Origin of the sequence: Arthrobacter sp. H20, from assembly GCF_000520515.1 — a bacterium.
Taxonomy (GTDB): domain Bacteria; phylum Actinomycetota; class Actinomycetes; order Actinomycetales; family Micrococcaceae; genus Arthrobacter_D.
Window position 1 is genome coordinate 48209 of sequence record NZ_KI914721.1, and the last position, 17870, is coordinate 66078.

At 61.5% G+C, this 17870-nt stretch carries 14 protein-coding genes and 1 pseudogene; 12 read left to right on the forward strand and 3 right to left on the reverse strand.

Annotated features, from left to right (window positions below):
* Window positions 1–69: 69 nt before the first annotated feature.
* Window positions 70–807 carry a M50 family metallopeptidase gene (locus Y703_RS0106530; protein ID WP_026552062.1) on the reverse strand — a complete coding sequence of 246 codons (738 nt, stop codon included), beginning with the start codon at window positions 805–807 and terminating at the stop codon, window positions 70–72.
* A gap of 63 nt (window positions 808–870) precedes the next feature.
* Here Y703_RS0106530 and Y703_RS0106535 point away from each other — a divergent pair, with 63 nt between their 5' ends.
* Window positions 871–1977 carry an App1 family protein gene (locus Y703_RS0106535; RefSeq protein ID WP_026552063.1) on the forward strand — a complete coding sequence of 369 codons (1107 nt, stop codon included), beginning with the start codon at window positions 871–873 and terminating at the stop codon, window positions 1975–1977.
* Here the strand turns inward: Y703_RS0106535 and Y703_RS18400 are convergent.
* The gene (locus Y703_RS18400; protein WP_051427363.1) at window positions 1943–3052 is read right to left on the reverse strand and encodes an FUSC family protein; all 1110 of its coding nucleotides are present in this window, start codon (window positions 3050–3052) and stop codon (window positions 1943–1945) included. The genes Y703_RS0106535 and Y703_RS18400 overlap by 35 nt on opposite strands.
* A gap of 272 nt (window positions 3053–3324) precedes the next feature.
* On the opposite strand from Y703_RS18400, the gene Y703_RS0106545 reads away from it, so the two are divergent.
* On the forward strand, window positions 3325–4242 hold the full coding sequence (locus Y703_RS0106545; protein ID WP_026552064.1) for a methylenetetrahydrofolate reductase: 918 nt from the start codon (window positions 3325–3327) through the stop codon (window positions 4240–4242).
* A gap of 27 nt (window positions 4243–4269) precedes the next feature.
* Window positions 4270–6600 (forward strand): 5-methyltetrahydropteroyltriglutamate--homocysteine S-methyltransferase, encoded by a 2331-nt coding sequence (gene metE, locus Y703_RS0106550; RefSeq protein ID WP_026552065.1) that lies wholly within the window; start codon window positions 4270–4272, stop codon window positions 6598–6600.
* Window positions 6601–6612: 12 nt separating this feature from the next.
* On the opposite strand, the gene Y703_RS0106555 is transcribed toward metE, so the two are convergent.
* Entirely contained in the window at window positions 6613–7536 is a 924-nt protein-coding gene (locus Y703_RS0106555) for a LysR family transcriptional regulator (protein WP_026552066.1), read from the reverse strand.
* 198 nt (window positions 7537–7734) lie between these two features.
* Between Y703_RS0106555 and Y703_RS0106560 the strand changes: the two genes are divergently transcribed.
* The 9 genes and pseudogenes from Y703_RS0106560 to Y703_RS22610 form a co-directional block, all read left to right on the forward strand.
* Entirely contained in the window at window positions 7735–9120 is a 1386-nt protein-coding gene (locus Y703_RS0106560) for an NAD(P)/FAD-dependent oxidoreductase (RefSeq protein WP_026552067.1), read from the forward strand.
* Complete coding sequence (locus Y703_RS0106565; RefSeq protein ID WP_026552068.1) at window positions 9117–9842, forward strand: DUF1365 domain-containing protein; 726 nt, start codon at window positions 9117–9119, stop codon at window positions 9840–9842. The genes Y703_RS0106560 and Y703_RS0106565 overlap by 4 nt, the downstream gene beginning before the upstream one ends.
* Window positions 9839–11116 (forward strand): SAM-dependent methyltransferase, encoded by a 1278-nt coding sequence (locus Y703_RS0106570; RefSeq protein ID WP_026552069.1) that lies wholly within the window; start codon window positions 9839–9841, stop codon window positions 11114–11116. Before Y703_RS0106565 ends, Y703_RS0106570 begins: the two co-directional genes overlap by 4 nt.
* Before the next feature lie 38 nt (window positions 11117–11154).
* Window positions 11155–12408, forward strand: coding sequence for an SAM-dependent methyltransferase (locus Y703_RS0106575; RefSeq protein WP_026552070.1), 1254 nt, complete (start codon window positions 11155–11157; stop codon window positions 12406–12408).
* Between the two features lie 455 nt (window positions 12409–12863).
* Window positions 12864–13118 (forward strand): glutaredoxin-like protein NrdH, encoded by a 255-nt coding sequence (nrdH, locus tag Y703_RS0106580; protein WP_026552071.1) that lies wholly within the window; start codon window positions 12864–12866, stop codon window positions 13116–13118.
* A 70-nt stretch (window positions 13119–13188) separates the two neighbouring features.
* The gene (gene nrdI, locus Y703_RS0106585; RefSeq protein WP_035764106.1) at window positions 13189–13662 is read left to right on the forward strand and encodes a class Ib ribonucleoside-diphosphate reductase assembly flavoprotein NrdI; all 474 of its coding nucleotides are present in this window, start codon (window positions 13189–13191) and stop codon (window positions 13660–13662) included.
* Window positions 13659–15821: a class 1b ribonucleoside-diphosphate reductase subunit alpha gene (gene nrdE / locus Y703_RS0106590; protein ID WP_173400613.1), complete on the forward strand. Its 2163-nt coding sequence runs from the start codon at window positions 13659–13661 to the stop codon at window positions 15819–15821. The genes nrdI and nrdE overlap by 4 nt, the downstream gene beginning before the upstream one ends.
* A gap of 95 nt (window positions 15822–15916) precedes the next feature.
* Window positions 15917–16891, forward strand: coding sequence for a class 1b ribonucleoside-diphosphate reductase subunit beta (gene nrdF / locus Y703_RS0106595; protein ID WP_019482488.1), 975 nt, complete (start codon window positions 15917–15919; stop codon window positions 16889–16891).
* 278 nt (window positions 16892–17169) lie between these two features.
* Window positions 17170–17870 (forward strand): annotated as a pseudogene (locus tag Y703_RS22610) (site-specific integrase); the annotation flags it as partial.

The window sequence follows — 17870 nt, forward strand, 5'->3', positions numbered from 1 at the left end:
GACCTCTGCAGATCCAGCGCGAATATTGTGTCCGCAGCATGATGCAGCAGCCGAACCTGCGAGTGAGCGCTAGGCGAGTCCCGCTTCCACCACAGCGGACAGTGACGACCACGCCGCCACCAGCGAGCCAGCTACGACGACGGCAAACAACAGGAGCCAGACTGGCGAGGGAATCCCTGTGCTGCGGTACAGCAGGTAGGCGTCCGACGACTGCAGCTCCCGACGACGCCGCAAGTGCACCGACACCACCTTGCCCAGGTCCCGCACCGACCCCACGAGTAACGCGAGGCCGAGCGCCACCACCACATGCCCAGTGAACTGGCCCGGCACTGCCAGGACGAACACTGCTGAGATTCCCACTGCCACCAGCAGGATCAACAGACCCCCACCATTGCGGATGAAAAGGAGCGCGGCCAGCAGGATCAGCGCCCCGGCTGAGAGGGCAGCTGGACCCCACCCGTTGACGCCAGACCACGCCAGCGCCGCTCCAACTGCCGCGGGCGCCGGATACCCCCAGAAACCCGCCCAGGCGGAACGCCATCCGGGTTGCCCTCTGGTTGTTGTTGTCCCCGCATGGTCCATCGTGAGGGTGATCCCCTTGAGGACCCGACCCGTCATCAGGGCAGCGAAAGCATGCCCCAGTTCGTGGACAACCGTGGTAAACAACCCGAAGTACCGCCAGCTTGCTCTGGGCAGGGAGAGCGTCGCAGCGGCAAGCAGCACGATGGCCAGTTCGATAAGTGTGATGTCTGGCGGCGTCGCCCGGGCAAAACCGCCCAGGACCTGGCTCCACCACGTCTCAATCATCCCCCTACACTACTGAACCAGTACGAGACTGATACGAAGCCCTCGACGTGAAAGACTGGTGCCATGTCATCGAGCACCCAGCCAAGCCGACCCGAGCCGGACAACGACGGCGTCAACGAGCCTACTCACCTTGGACTGCGCATCGACGATGCATGGCATTCCCTCCAGACCAACGTTGCTCTCAAGCGCGGCCATGTGGAAACGATCATCCCCTACACCGGCTATGGTTCGGGCTCCTGGATCCGCGTCCTCGCCCGCGTAGTCCTGGCTGATCCGGAAGAGATGGCGCCGATTAGCGGCGGCGAGGTGCTGAAGACCATCAAGGAGGGCATCCGTGGCTGGCGCAATTTCACCAGCGCCCCGGTGCGCTACGCGAAGGTCACTGTTGAAGTCGACGGCGAAACACACCACGTGACCGCCGATCGCGGCGGGATTGTCGACGCGCGGATTGACGCGCACCTCGCGCCGGGGTGGCATACCATCAGGTTGCGATCGGCCGATGACATTCTTGCCGAGTCGCCAGTCCGCATTGTTGAGTCAGGCATCACCTTTGGTGTGGTTTCGGATATTGACGACACAGTTATGGTGACCGCCCTGCCGCGGCCCTTTCTCGCAGCCTGGAACACCTTTGTCCTCGACGAGCATGCGCGCGCGGCTACCCCGGGCATGGCGGTGCTGCTGGAGCGGATTACCCAGGAGGCCCCCGGCGCTCCAGTCCTTTACCTGTCCACCGGCGCCTGGAACGTTGCACCTGCGCTTACCCGGTTCCTTTCCAGGAACCTGTACCCGGCAGGACCGAAACTGCTCACCGATTGGGGTCCCACCCCTGACCGATGGTTCCGCAGCGGCCCGGAGCACAAACGCAACTCACTGAAACGTCTCGCCGCCGAGTTTCCCGAGATCAAATGGCTGCTGATCGGCGACAACGGTCAGCATGATGAAGAGATCTATGCTGATTTTGCTGAACAGTATCCGCAGAACGTGCGCGCCATCGCCATCCGTCAACTCACCATGGGCGAGGCGGTCCTGGCTGGAGGCCGGTCGAAAGCCAAGCCGTCCTCGCGCACTCCCAACGTTGAGTGGATCTATGCCCCCGACGGTGCAGGAATGTCGGCGCAGCTAGCTGACCTGGGAATTATTGATCAGTCGTTTCAGAATCCGGCAGGGTAGGGTTCTTTCGGGCCGCGTCCCCACGGACCGTCAACAGGATCCGGCGGAGCCCCATGCCCAGGGAGGCTGTCGCCCCGATTCGATCATCTGATCCTGAACTGTTGACCGCTGTCATGAGGCGTTCGACTGCGGCTTCTGCCTCCTGCAGCAGTTCCGACTCCGCATCCCAGGCCTCCACGGCGTCTGCTGCCAGCGCTGTCGCTTCAGCAAGTGGCAAACCAAGGGACTGCGGCATTGGAGTATTGTCGGGTGAGTGCCAGATGGCGCTGGCGAGCAGCTCAGTCATATCCTCCACATAGAAGGTAATGCGCTCCATTGAATGCAGTGAGTGAAAATCCACCCCCAGGTCTCGCTTATGCCTCCGCTGGCGAATGTTGCCGTGACGGCTCGAGTCCGCGAGATGGACTGCAGTGCGGACCTCCCGGCTGAACTGAGTGAGCTGGTTCTGCCGACCGGCCCAGTCTTCGTGTCGTGGCGGCCATTCCTCTCGCACAGCCGCGGCCATGTCCCGTAGCTGCAGCGCGAGCGCTGACCTGAGACTGTCCAGACCCTTCACGACGCCGCTCAGGTGCAAGGGCGGGAAAATTAGCATGTTCACTCCCAGTCCTACGCTCACGCCAACCAGCATCTGGACCATATAACCGTATGAGTACCCATCAGGATCGTCGCCGCCCAACAGCAAGACGAACAGGGCAGCAATCGGGATCCAATCACGCCCTGCCCCTAGCCGGGGCAGTCCCGCCACCAGGACGCCGAGACCCACCACTAGCGACACTGAGATGATCGATCGGCCGGCAAGGAAGATGACGGGGAAGGCGAGCATGAGGCCGATTGCGAGCCCGGCAAGGGTCTGGATGCCCTGTCGGGCGGAGCCAGCAATCGTAGGATACATGCAGGCGACGGCGCCCAACGGTGCGTAGTAGGGGTACTCGGATGCCACACCCGGAATCTGAAGGGCCAGCAGCCAGGCGATCGACGCCGCTACTGACGCCTTAAACGCAAGCAACAACCGTTCATGTCGGACCAGCCCGCCCACGCGGGTGAGCAGGCGCGCGCCAGAAAGGTTTTTCAGCATGCTTGCTATTGTCCCAGCATTGGAGCTGATTGCGCACCCGACACTTGATCCCGCGTAGCCGACGGCGTAGCGTAGCGCTCAAGTTACTTCAGTAACGGGTCAGCGACTCTCCAATGGAGAGTGTGGGTGCCCCCATGTGGGCCTGACATTTGTTCGCAGGAGTTCCGTGTTCGCACGGCCGCACGACGCCTCGACTCAACCCTGCGTTCCTTCTGCTTAATTCACTCCGGTTGCTCCAAAGCCCCCGCGGTGACCTAACGACGAGGACACAAATGTCTGTTCCCTATCCGCCCCCGCCGAGCTACCCGGCCTTGTCCTACGAGCTTTTCCCGCCACGATCCACCAGCGCAGAAGTCGGTCTGTGGAAGACCATCAGGGCGCTGGAGGACACCCGCCCCGATTTCGTATCAGTGACCTATGGCGCGTCCGGGTCCAATCGGGATACCGCCGTCGGCCTCCTCGAGCGACTGCTCGACGAGACCACACTGAAACCCCTGGCCCATCTGACCTGTGTAGGGAACTCGCTGGCGTACCTTTCGGAACTGGTCGACGAGCTCATCTCACGAGGGGTGCGGGGCATCCTTGCGCTGCGTGGCGACCAACCCCAGGATCGGTCGCTTCCCGAGGGGGATCTGCAGTTCGCCAGCGAGCTGGTGGAGCTGATCCGGCGGGTTGAACGGTCTCGGACAGCTCACCTGTGTGCGGGGAAGGTGGCGGTGGGAGTCGCAGCCTACACCACCAGACACCCGGAATCCCCAAGCTTTGAGCATGACATCGAGGTGCTACTTGCCAAGCAGGCGGCTGGTGCCGATTTCGCGATCACCCAGGTCTTCTTCGCGCCCACACACTACAGCAGGCTTCTGCGAACCGCCCGCCGGGCGGGCGTCGATATCCCCATCATTCCCGGTGTCATCCCCTTTACCAGCGTGCGTCGGCTGGAGCGTCTCAGCGAACTCGCTGGTATTGACATCGACACGCAGTTGAGGGAGCGCCTGATGAACGCTGGCAACGACGCGCAGCGGCGGCGCATCGGCATCCAGGCAACAGTGGACCTGGCCCATGCGGCACTGGACGACGGCGCCCCAGGCATTCACATCTACACCTTCAACGAACACGCTGCCGCACTGGATGTGCTGGACCGACTGGATCTCAGCCGCCCGCCAGCACCAGGCCTCAGCCAGTCCGCCTGATCCCCCCACTTTCGAAGGACCTCCATTATGAGCTGTGAATTTCCCGCAGCAACGATCATCGGTTACCCCCGCATTGGCCCCCGCCGGGAACTGAAAAAGGCGCTCGAGTCCTACTGGGCTGGCACAAGCACTGCCGCCGAGCTGGAGAGCACCACCAGGCAACTGCGTCTTGACGGCTATACCCGCCTCGCCGAGCTGGGCCTGGGGGAGAACACCTCAGCGATCCCCGCATCGTTTTCCCTCTATGACCAGGTCCTTGACACCGCTGTAACTTTCGGTGCTGTACCCGCCCGGTTCCAGGACCTGTACGACGACGACGGCCAGCTCAGCCTCGACGCCTACTTCACCCTGGCCCGCGGTGACTCGCTGCGCCAGCCGCTGGAAATGACCAAGTGGTTCGACACCAATTACCACTACCTGGTACCCGAGATCGATCAAGCGACGGAGTTCACGCTGGCCAACGACTCGACGCTCAGACGTGTCATTGAAGCTGCGGAAGTGGGCTTGACCATTCGTCCGACCCTGATCGGCCCAGTTACCTTCCTTTTGTTGAGCAAGGCTGCCGCCGGGTCGCCCGCAGGGTTCAATCCACTGAGCCGCCTTGATGATTTGTTGCCGCTCTACGCGCAGTTCCTGGGCCAGCTGGCCACCGCTGGGGCACAGTGGGTCCAGTTGGAGGAGCCAGCCCTGGTAGCGGATCAGGCGGTCCCGGAAGAAGAGTTGGCAGCTGCCGTAGACCGCGCGTACCGGTTCCTCACAGCGGCGACGGCAAGACCAGCGGTGCTGGTGACTACTCAATACGGGTCACTCGGGCGGCTGTTGCCGGTTCTCGGGGCCACTGCCATCGATGCCCTGCACCTCGACGTCTTCAAAGGGGAACTGCCTGATTCCGAAGATCTCGTCGCGCTGGGAGACACCACCCTCGTCGCGGGCGTCGTGGATGGTCACAACATTTGGAAAGCCGACCTGGTCGTCGCAGCCGGCACGCTCACCGCCCTCGGCGGGTCGGCCCCGCGACTGAGCGTTGCAACCTCAACGTCGCTCCAGCATGTACCCCATGACGTCGAGGACGAGCCACAGCTCGATCCCGAACTACGGTCCTGGCTGGCATTCGCCGACCAGAAGGTGGCCGAGGTTCTCACCCTCTCACGGCTGGTGGACGGCAGTCCGTCCGGATCGATCGACGAAGCAATTGCTGAAGCGTCGGCGATTCTTGCGGCCCGCGCCGCGGCGAGCGGTGTGAACCGGCCGGAGGTGAGGGAGCGCCTGAGGGCCCTGACGCCGTCGGACTTCGGCCGTATCTCCTACCAGGAGCGAGCTGCAGCGCAGAAAACGGCGCTGCAGCTGCCGTTGCTCCCCACCACCACCATCGGGTCGTTTCCGCAGACGGCTGACGTGCGATCAACCCGCGCCCGGTTCCACCGGGGAAACCTCGCTGCCGAGCAGTACACGCGGCTGATGCGTGAGGAGATCAAGCGGGTGATCGCTCTGCAGGAGGATCTGGGGTTCGACGTCCTGGTGCACGGCGAGCCGGAGCGCAACGACATGGTGCAGTACTTCGCAGAGAACCTCGACGGGTTCGATGTGACAGTGAATGGGTGGGTGCAGTCCTACGGCTCACGCTGCACGCGGCCGTCGATCCTCTGGGGAGACGTCAGTCGCCCGCAGCCCATTACAGTGCAGTGGTCCAAGTACGCTCAATCCCTCACTGAGAAACCGGTCAAGGGCATGCTCACCGGTCCCGTCACCATTCTGGCCTGGTCGTTCGTCCGGGAGGATCAGCCGCTGGGGGAGACAGCCAACCAGGTGGCCCTCGCACTCCGGGACGAGGTAAGCGACCTGGAGCGCGCCGGAATCCGCGTCATTCAGGTCGATGAACCAGCTCTGCGTGAGCTGCTGCCTCTCAGGAATGGACTGCAGCGGGACTACCTGACCTGGTCGGTGAGCTCCTTCCGCCTCGCGACGTCGGGGGCAGCCCCATCGACGCAGATTCACACCCACCTGTGCTACTCCGAATTCGGTGCCATCATCGAGGCCATCGACGGGCTGGATGCCGACGTCACGTCCATCGAGGCTGCCCGCTCGCGGATGGAGGTAGTCCACGATCTGCAGGAGCAGGGCTTCGCGCGGGGTGTTGGCCCAGGGGTATATGACATCCATTCGCCCAGGGTCCCCGACGAGAACGAGGTTGCTGAACTTGTGCAGAAGGCGATCCGGCACGTTCCAGCCCGCCAACTCTGGGTGAACCCCGACTGTGGGTTGAAGACCCGCGGCTACACCGAGACCGTTGAGTCGCTGCGCAACCTGGTTAACGCGGCCGCGCGGGTAAGGGCGGACCTGGACACGCCAGTGTCCTAGGTGGGCCCGGTCTCACTGCCGGATCGGCTCAATACTCTGTGCCTTAAGGATCCCTGCCAACTGGTCCATGAAGAGCCGCACCCTAGTGCTCTGCTTGTCGCCGATCCGCAGCGCGAAGATGCTGCGGGCCAAACGAATCTCGGGGACATCAAGAGCCACTACACCTGACGGGCCATGAATCATGGCCAACTCCGGGACCAGCGCTGCGCCCAGCCCCGACGCAGTCATCGCCAGACTGGCATTGAAGTCGTCACAGAACGCCACCACGCGGGGGTGCAGGTTGCAGCTGGCAAACAGACGCTCAATCACTGTGGCATCAGCGGTCCCAGGGTGGTGCATGATCCATGGCATGTCGGATAGCTGATCCGCGCTGACTGCTGCTCCAGGACGGATGCCCCAGGCGGCGGGGAGTACTACCCGGAAATTGTCGTCGCCGATCCATTGGCGGCTGACCGATGATGGCCAGGCAAGCCCACCCTGCCCTACCTGAAACACCAGAGCCAGATCGAGTTCACCGCCAGTCCGCAGGCCCTGGATAGTCTGGGCGGGCTCCGCCACAAAGACTTTGAGGCTGATCCCCAATCGGCGCCACTCGGGAGTGCCGAGTAACCGCGGCAGGGCATACGTCGCCAGGCTCGGGAAGATTCCCAACCGCAACTCCTGGGTAGACTCTGCCTCGGCCCGCGCAGTGGAGGCCAGCAGCGCGTCGATATCGGTGAGAACTTTCGCTGCGTGACGTCCCATGACCACCGCCGCTTCAGTGGGTATTGCGCTGCGGGCCGACCGTTCAAACAGTGTGGCTCCGGTGTCGCGCTCCAAGGCCGACATCTGTTGGGATACCGCAGACGCCGTATACCCCAGCCGTGACGCGGCAGCGGTGAAGGAACCCACGCGGATGACTTCAAGGAGGGTGCGCAAATGCACTGGGTTGACCACCGGCAATCCTTTCGTCAGCTGGAGCGCACTTGATGCCTTTGGCGTAGCCAGCAGTACCAATCCGAGAATCGTCCGTCTCCGAACACTTACCAAACTATATTTACAGCAGGCGTTTTCCTTCTAGGAGGCCTGCAGTGATAATCGAGCCGGTTAAGTCGACTGGCGGCGGCGTCACACTATTCACGCGGAGGAGCGCAGATGACCGACCATCAGCATGACACAACCGGATCGGTCCCTGGCGCGCCAACACGTCGACGCCGGATTGCCGTCGTTGGGAGCGGCGTCGCAGGGCTGACCGCAGCCTACGTGCTGAGTCGTCACCATTCAGTGACGCTGTATGAGGCAGACCACCGCGCCGGCGGCCACGCCCACACCCACCAGATGCCGATGTCCGATGGGACCACCTCGGGGGTCGATACCGGTTTCATTGTCCACAATGACAGGACCTACCCCACACTGCTGCGACTTTTCGGCGAATTGGGGGTGCCCACCCAGGACTCGGACATGACCATGTCAGTTCGGTGCGACGGCTGCGGCCTCGAATATGCCGGCGCCAAAGGCCGGCGTGGGGTCTTTGCGCAGCCGGGAGTGCTCCGCCGCGGTAAATACCTCAAAATGCTGATCGAGGTGCTCCGCTTTCAGCGCGACGCACGGGCGCTGCTCAAGGAGACTGGCGGCCAGGCGGCCACAGCCACCGACGGCGACGGCGACGGCATGACCCTGGGCGAGTTCCTTGGCAAGGGACAATTCAGCGAATACTTCACCTCCCACTTCATGACCCCTGTGGTCTCTGCCGTCTGGTCCTGCGATCCTGCGACGGCGCTGGCTTACCCTGCCCGTTACCTCTTTTCCTTCATGTCACATCACGGGATGCTGACCATCAAGGGCTCACCGCAGTGGCGCACGGTTACGGGCGGTTCCGGTGAATACGTCCGCCGGGTGCTTGACCACATCGACGACGTCCGGCTCGGCTCGCCCGTGAGCGAGGTACGCGCGGTGGGAGACGGCGTCGTCGTCACAGTCGACGGTGACTCAACAACCTACGATGCAGTAGTGATTGCTACCCATCCGCACCAGGCGCTCGCCATGCTTGGCGACGCCGGGCCGATCGAGACCCAGGTCCTCGGCGACATGCCGTACACCACCAACCACACCCTGTTCCATACCGACGAATCGGTGCTGCCGCGCGCTGATGCCGCGCGGTCCTCATGGAACTATCGGTTGCCATCCTGCGAGGCGAGCCCCGACCGGGTCCTGGTGACGTATGACCTTACCCGGCTGCAACGGCTGGAGAGGCGCACCGACCATCGCTTCCTTGTCAGTCTGGGCGAGGGGGACGAGATAGCTCCTGCAGCAGTCCTGCGCTCAATGACCTATGAGCACCCGCAGTACACACCGTCGTCGCTCGCAGCGCAACGCCGCTTGGCCGAGCTTGGCGACTCCCGCATCGCGTTCGCTGGGGCCTATCACGGCTGGGGGTTCCACGAGGACGGCGCACTGTCTGGTCTGCGCGCTGCAGAGCGCTTGGGTGGTTCCTGGGACGCTGAGCCACTCGACGCCGCGATGGCGGATGCTCCGTCATGACCGCAGCCCTCTACCCGACGACGATCCGGCATGTGCGCCGGTCGCCGTTGCACAACGAGTTCACCTACCGCAGCTACAGCTGGCTAGTGGACCTGAATGATCTGCCGGAGCTCCCGCGGCCGCTGCGGCCATTCGCCGTATTCTCTGCGGCCGATCACCTGGGCGACCCTGCTCGCACCATCCGTTCCAACGTCGCCACCTACCTGGCCACCCGGGGCATCAACGACGCCGACGGCCGCGTGACGATGCTCGCCAGCGGACGCGTCCTGGGGCACGTGTTCAATCCGCTGAGTCTCTTCTGGTGCCACCGCGTCGACGGGTCGCTTGCAGCAGTGATCGCCGAGGTGCATAACACCTACGGCGAGCGTCACTGCTACCTGCTGGACCCCGATCAGGCGGGCCGGGCGGTGACCGACAAGGCGTTCTATGTGTCGCCGTTTAACGACGTTTCAGGACAATATGAGATGCGTGTGCCCGAGCCGGACGAACGCCTCAGGATCGCTATCACTCTCCACCGGGAGGGCCATTCCCCCTTTATTGCAACGATGGCGGGGCATCGTCTCCCGGCTACCACCCGAAATGTTGTTCGCATGATCACCGCCATTCCTGTAGCACCGCTCCGCGCAGCTGCCCAGATTCGGTGGCAGGGAGTTAAACTCTGGATGCGTAGGTTGCCCGTACGCACCAGGCCACACCATGAATCACAGGAGGCAGTTCGATGAGTACCCTTGTCCGTTCCGAGGAAGATGTTGATCCGGAGTATTGGCCCGGTATCGCCAACGTTCCGTCGGGCCCGAGGAACAAGGTTGCCGCGGCCCTCGCGGAGAAGATCTTCGCCGCTGCTGTGAACCGCCTGCAGCTGCGGGTGGTGTACGACGACGGCACAGTGCTCGGCGCGCCCGGCGGCGGGCTTCGCCCCGAGATGCGTATCCACCGACCCGCCGACTTTTTTGCGCGCCTGGGCGACAACGGTTTGATCGGTCTAGGGGAGGCCTACATGGCGCAGGACTGGACGGCGTCGGACCTCACCGAAGTTATGCAGGTGTTCGCTGCGCAGGCAGCGCACCTGGTGCCGGTGCCGCTGCAGAAACTGCGCGGCCTGTACCTCCCCAAACCTCCCCGCAAAGAACGCAACACCAAGATCAACACCCGGTCGAATATCTCCCGGCACTATGACCTCTCGAATGATCTGTTCAACCTGTTTCTGGACGAAACAATGTCCTATTCCAGCGCGCTATTCGACGCCAACGGGCCGCAACTATTGGATGCCCGCTGGGACGACCTTCCCGAGGCCCAGCGCTGCAAGGTCGACCGCCTACTTGACCAGGCCGACGTGGGCAAGGGGACACGGGTGCTGGAGATTGGTACCGGCTGGGGTGAACTGGCCATCCGGGCCGCGCGCCGCGGTGCCACGGTTCTCTCAGTGACCCTCTCGAGCGAGCAGAAGGAACTGGCTGAGCAGCGGATTGCCGACGCCGGCCTGACCCACCTGGTAACCGTCGAGCTGAAGGACTACCGGGCGGTTGAGGGAGAGTATGACGCGATCGTTTCGGTGGAGATGATCGAGGCAGTCGGGTACGAGTACTGGGGAGTGTACTTCCAGACCATCGACCGCCTGCTGGCACCTGACGGACGCGTCGCCATCCAGGCGATCACCATGCCGCATGAGCGGATGATGGTCACTCGCCGGTCCTACACCTGGATCCACAAGTACATTTTCCCTGGCGGGTTCATCCCGTCCGTGCGGGCGATTGAGGACATCACTGACCGGTACACCGGCCTCAGGGTCCGCGAACGGCTATCCATGGGCGACCACTACGCGCAGACCCTGCGCCTCTGGGAAGAACGGTTCCTCGCGCACACAGACGACGTCACAGCGCTTGGCTTCGACCAGGTCTTTCAGCGGATGTGGCAGTTCTACCTGTGCTACTCGAGGGCCGGCTTTCAGTCCGGGTATCTCGATGTCCAGCAGCTAATCTTTGACCGCCGGCCGTAACCATCAGGAGCATTCAGTTGACCCACCCAGAATCCACAATGCAGGCCGTCAGTATCGACAAAGATATTGCCGGCAAGCTCTCGCGCATCCTTGAACCCATTGTGGGGGGCGAACTTCCCGTGTACCTGCGCGCCTGGGACGGAAGTACGGCCGGCCCGAAGGATCAGCCGGAGGTGCAGCTCAACAGTGCCAACGCGCTGCGCCGGCTGCTGTGGAGCCCGGGGGAACTGGGTGCGGCCCAGGCCTATGTGACCGGGGAGATTGATGTTCCCGGGTCATTGGAGGCGGCGCTGACCCACCTGTGGACCGTTGTGGCGTCGCGGGGTTTGTCGATGCCCAGACTGACTCCCGCGCTGGTGCTGCAGTTGACGAAACTGGCGCGCGAGCTGGGGGTCTTCGGGCCTCCGCTGCCTGCTCCGGCGTCGCAGGCGAAAATCAAGGGACGCTTGCACAGCCTGCTCCGTGATCGGGAGGCGATCAGCCACCACTATGACCTCTCCAACAGCTTCTACGAGCTGATCCTCGATGAGAACATGGCATACTCGTGCGGCTACTGGCTCTCCGACGATCCGGACTACACCCTGGAAGATGCCCAGCGGGACAAGCTGGATCAGGTCTGCCGCAAGATCGGTCTGGACACGATGCCCGGCCAGCGTTTCCTTGACGTCGGCTGTGGCTGGGGGTCACTGAGCCTCTTCGCCGCCGAGCACTTTGGCGCGAAGGTCACCGGCGTGACCATCTCCAGGGAGCAGAAGGCGTTTATCGACGCACGCATCAAGGAGCGCGGACTGCAGGACCGGGTAGAGATCCGGTTGCAGGACTACCGCGATGTCCGGGACGGACCCTACGATGCTGTCGCTTCCCTGGAGATGGGGGAGCATGTGGGGGACGAGAACTACGGAACCTACACCTCCACACTGTTCCGCAACGTGCGGCCCGGCGGCAAGGTGCTGATCCAGCAGATGTCACGGCATGGGAAGCATCCGGGTGGCGGACCGTTCATCGAATCCTTCATTGCCCCCGACATGCATATGCGGGCTGTCGGCGACACGGTCAACCTGATCGAGAACGCCGGGTTCGAGATTCTCGGCGTCGAGGCGATGCGCGAGCATTACGTCCGCACCATCGATGCCTGGCATGACCGATTCGACGCCAACTGGGACAAGGCGGTGGACATGATGGGCGAGGAAGTGGCCCGTGTCTGGCGCCTGTATCTCGTAGGCGCAATGATGACTTTCCGCGATGGACGTATGGGAGTGGACCAGGTCTTGTCCCAGAGGCCAGCCGGCTAAGGTTTCTCTTTCGCTGCCGAAACAAGGGCAGTTGTGGTGGGTGCGGCAGGTCGACGCACCCACCACAGCTGTTTTTTTGTGTGGCAGGGCTTCCAGACCACGGCGCAGGAGCGACACGCCGACAACTTACGACACAGAAGTATTTTGCCTGTGTGCAAGTACTCCACAGGGGTGTGGACGACACCGAAAGATTGCCGGTTTTCCGCGCATTCTCAGGGGCCCTGATTGTGGATTGTCTGTGGACGAATCAGCCGACGAATGACATACTTGTAATACATCATCTTGGGGTCGCTCCCGGAGGTATCCACTAGATGTAGTATTTAGATATCGAACTGCTGGCAAGGCAGACACAAGCGACACGCCCCGGAACACCACCGGAAAGTCCCTCGTTCACCGCTCGCCAATTCCTGAATATGCGTCGATAACAAGCTAAGACTTACAAGGGGAGAGGGACTATGACCGTCACGGTTTACACCAAGCCAGCATGCGTACAGTGCAATGCCACGTACCGGGCCTTGGACAAGAAGGGCATCACCTACCAGAGCGTGGATATCTCACAGGATCCGGCCGCTTTGGAGCGTGTGCGTGCACTGGGTTACATGCAGGCTCCAGTAGTCATCACCGAGCAGGATCACTGGTCGGGTTTCCGTCCGGACAAGATCAACGAGCTGGCAGAACTTAGCCAGGTATCGGTCAGCTCGGTCGCCTGAGCAGACAGGAAATGGTTACTTCGTAGAACGGGCGGCCAGGGTGCCGTCGTTGGGAAGTATCCAACTGGCCATGACTCTCACCGCAGTGGACACTTCAGCAAACGCACCGGCTCCGAGTGAGCCGGGCGGAGTGACCAATGCCCGGCTCATCTATTTCTCCTCGTCCTCGGATAACACTCATCGGTTCGTGCAGAAACTGGAGAAAGCAATGGACATGGAGGCGGCACGGATGCCGCTGCTGACACGGGATCCAACGCTCAGGGCGTTACAGCCATACGTGTTGGTTCTCCCCACCTACGGGGGAATCTCCGGGCGGGGGGCAGTACCTAAACAGGTGATCAAGTTCCTCAACGACGAGGAAAACCGATCGCTGATCCGCGGCGTCATCGGCGCCGGAAACACAAACTTCGGGGAAACCTACTGCCTGGCGGCGGACATCATCGCCGCAAAGTGCAGTGTTCCCGTTTTATACAGATTTGAACTAATGGGAACGTCCGAGGACGTTGACCGAGTAGCCCAAGGATTGGAAGCGTTTTGGATATGACTGTTGCAGAGACAATGAGAGCAGGCGGAACCGCACCCGCGCTAGAGCGGTACCACGGCATGGGCTACCACGAGCTCAATGCGATGCTGAACCTCTACGGACCCAACGGAGAGATCCAGTTTGAAGCCGATCGCGAGGCCGCACACCAGTACTTCCTGCAGCACGTCAACAACAACACGGTGTTCTTTCACGACCTCGAGGAGAAGCTCGACTACCTCGTGAAAAACGAGTACTACGAGCGCGAAACCCTCGACCAGTATTCGATGAACTTCATCCGCGACCTCTACAAGCGCGCGTACAACAAGAAGTTCCGCTTCGAGACCTTCCTCGGCGCCTTCAAGTTCTACACGTCCTACACACTGAAGACGTTCGACGGAAAGCGTTTCCTTGAGCGTTATGAAGACCGCGTCTGCATGGTGGCACTGCACCTCGCCCGCGGTGACCAGCAGCTTGCACTCCAGATGGTCGACGAGATCATCGAGGGCCGCTTCCAGCCGGCCACCCCCACCTTCCTCAACGCTGGCAAGCGCCAGCGCGGCGAGCTGGTTTCCTGCTTCCTGCTTCGCATCGAAGACAACATGGAGTCGATTGGCCGGTCCATCAACTCCGCGCTGCAGCTGTCCAAGCGTGGCGGCGGCGTGGCGTTCGCGTTGACCAACATCCGCGAAGTCGGCGCGCCGATCAAGCAGATCGAAAACCAGTCGTCGGGCGTCATCCCCGTGATGAAGCTTCTTGAGGACAGCTTCTCCTACGCCAACCAGCTCGGGGCCCGCCAGGGTGCAGGTGCTGTGTACCTGCACGCGCACCACCCGGATATCTACCGTTTCCTCGACACCAAGCGCGAGAACGCTGACGAGAAGATCCGGATCAAGACCCTGTCGCTCGGCGTCGTGATCCCTGATATCACCTTTGAGCTGGCCAAGAAGGACGAGGACATGTACCTGTTCTCGCCGTACGACGTCGAGAAGGTGTACGGCATGCCGTTCTCCGACGTGTCGGTCACCGAGAAGTACTACGAGATGGTTGACGACGCCCGGATCAAGAAGACCAAGATCAAGGCTCGCGATTTCTTCCAGACTCTTGCGGAGATACAGTTCGAGTCCGGCTACCCGTACATCATGTTTGAGGACACGGTGAACCGGGCCAACCCGATCGACGGCAAGATCATCATGTCGAACCTGTGCTCCGAGATCCTTCAGGTCTCGCAGCCCACCACATACCACGATGATCTGTCCTACGATCAGACCGGCAAGGACATTTCGTGCAACCTGGGTTCGCTGAACATCGCGAAGACCATGGACTCGCCGGACTTTGGCCTGACCATCGAGACGGCTATCAGGTCGCTCTCGGCGGTCTCTGACATGTCCAACATCACCTCGGTGCCCTCCATTGCCCGCGGCAATGACCAGAGCCACGCCATCGGCCTGGGCCAGATGAACCTGCACGGTTACCTGGCTCGGGAGCGGGTCCACTACGGTTCCGAAGAGGGCCTGGACTTCACTAACATCTACTTCTACTCGGTGGTCTACCACGCGGTGCGCGCCTCCAACTTGTTGGCGATCCAGACGGGCACCACCTTTGGTGGCTTCGAGAAGTCCAAGTACGCCTCCGGCGAGTTCTTCGACAAGTACACCAACCAGGCTTGGGTTCCGCAGACGGAGAAGGTTGCCGAGCTGTTCAAGGACATCCACATTCCTACCCAGGACGACTGGAGCGCGCTGAAAGCTTCGGTGATGGAGCATGGCATCTACAACCAGAACCTGCAGGCTGTTCCGCCGACCGGTTCGATCAGCTACATCAACAACTCCACCTCATCGATCCACCCGGTGGCGTCGAAGATCGAGATCCGAAAGGAAGGCAAGCTGGGCCGCGTGTACTACCCGGCTCCCTACCTGACGAACGAGAACCTCGAGTACTACCAGGACGCGTACGAGATTGGCTTCGAGAAGGTTATTGACACCTACGCAGCCGCAACGCAGCACGTGGACCAGGGTTTGTCGCTGACGCTGTTCTTCAAGGACACCGCCACCACGCGCGATATCAACAGGGCCCAGATCTACGCCTGGAAAAAAGGCATCAAGACCATCTACTACATCCGTCTCCGCCAGCTCGCGCTGGAAGGGACTGAGGTAGAAGGCTGCGTCAGCTGCATGTTGTAACCGATATCGGTTGATATTTGCTTTAGTACGACGGCAGGTCCTCGCCCGTCGTCGTACGCTTTAACTAAGAACTAGCCCACCATCTAGGGGATGACATGACCGAGAAGGTCAAGCTGCTTAGCCACGTTGAGGCAATCAACTGGAACCGCATCCAGGACGACAAAGACGTGGATGTCTGGAATCGCCTGGTCAACAACTTCTGGCTGCCGGAGAAGGTGCCGCTGTCGAACGACGTTCAGTCGTGGGCGACGCTGACTCCTGACGAGCAGCAGCTCACCATGCGGGTTTTCACCGGTCTGACTCTGTTGGACACCATCCAGGGCACTGTTGGCGCCGTCAGCCTTATTCCTGATGCGATCACTCCTCACGAAGAAGCCGTGTACACGAACATTGCGTTCATGGAGTCGGTGCACGCCAAGAGCTATTCGTCGATCTTCTCCACGCTGGCTTCCACCAAGGAGATTGACGAGGCGTTCCGTTGGTCGACTGAGAATGAGAATCTGCAGCGAAAGGCTGAGATTGTCATGAACTACTACCGTGGTGACGATCCGCTGAAGCGGAAGGTGGCGTCGACGCTGCTGGAGAGCTTCCTGTTCTACTCAGGTTTCTACCTGCCGATGTACTGGTCATCGCGGGCGAAGCTGACCAACACGGCTGACCTGATCCGTCTGATCATCCGGGATGAAGCTGTTCACGGCTACTACATCGGCTACAAGTTCCAGAAGGGTCTTGAGAAAGAGTCTGCTGAGCGGAAGCAGGAGATCAAGGACTACACGTTCGAGCTGTTATTCGAGCTGTACGAGAACGAAGTTCAGTACACCCACGATCTCTATGACTCCGTCGGCCTGGCCGAGGACGTCAAGAAGTTCCTGCACTACAACGCCAACAAGGCGCTGATGAACCTCGGCTACGAAGCGATGTTCCCGGCGTCGGTCACCGATGTGAATCCTGCGATCCTGTCGGCGCTGTCACCGAATGCTGATGAAAACCACGACTTCTTCTCAGGTTCGGGTTCGTCATACGTCATCGGTAAGGCAGTGAACACCGAGGACGACGACTGGGACTTCTAAGGCTTCTCTTCTGAGGCTCCAGCCAAATACCTGATCAAGCCCCGGATCTCCGAATTTTCGCAGGTCCGGGGCGTTTTTCGTGCCTCCAGTCAAACGACAGAGGAGGACGCAAATGAACAGGTATATCCATTCAGAGGGGCACGCTGGGGGCACGCGCTCACCTTGGAGATGGGAGCGGAGGTGCTCACAGGCCCGAATTCCGGGTCTTCGTGCCCTCCAGGTCAAACCCCAGCGAAGCGCGAGGCTTGGGGGAGACTGCGGAAGCTTCCCTCCGGCCGTTGGCAGGTCCGTTACCCGGGACCTACGGTACGACCTACACCGCTAGAACTGACGAGGACAAGCCGCTCACGTTCCTCACTAATACGGATGCCCGCACCTGGCTTGCCGGACTGCAGTCGAAAATGGCACGGGGGTTGTGGGAGCCGCCAGAGGAGACCGCAGCTCGGCTTCGAGCGGAGCTTGCCGCGAAGAAAGCGCAGTCGATGGCCTTCGAGAAGTATTCGTGGCGCTGGCTGGAAATGATTCGCAGCGAACCCAACCGGAGCGGAAAGAAGCGGGCCGTCGGCGCCGTGCGCTCGTACACGGGTAAGGTCACCGGGTACCTCATCCCGGAGTTTGGGAACACGCCACTGCGCGATATCGACGCAGACCGTATCAAGGTGATGACTGATCGGCTCGATCAGATACCTGCGCCGCTCAACCCGAAGTCCAAGTACAACGGCATCACTAGGCCGGTGCTCGTCGTACTCATGATGATCCTGCGGCAGGCTGCCCGAGAGTACGCGGCGATGCCTGAGCAATGGGCTATTGCGGTGCTGCTCGCGGCATGGTGTCAGCTGCGCCGAGGTGAGTGCCTCGGCCTGCAGCGTCGCGACATCGAGTGGCATGACGATGGGAGTGCGACGCTGCACGTTCGGCGTCAGCTCAACGCCAACACGGGTGGCTATACCGACCTGACTGAGCGGCCTAGGGATTTCGG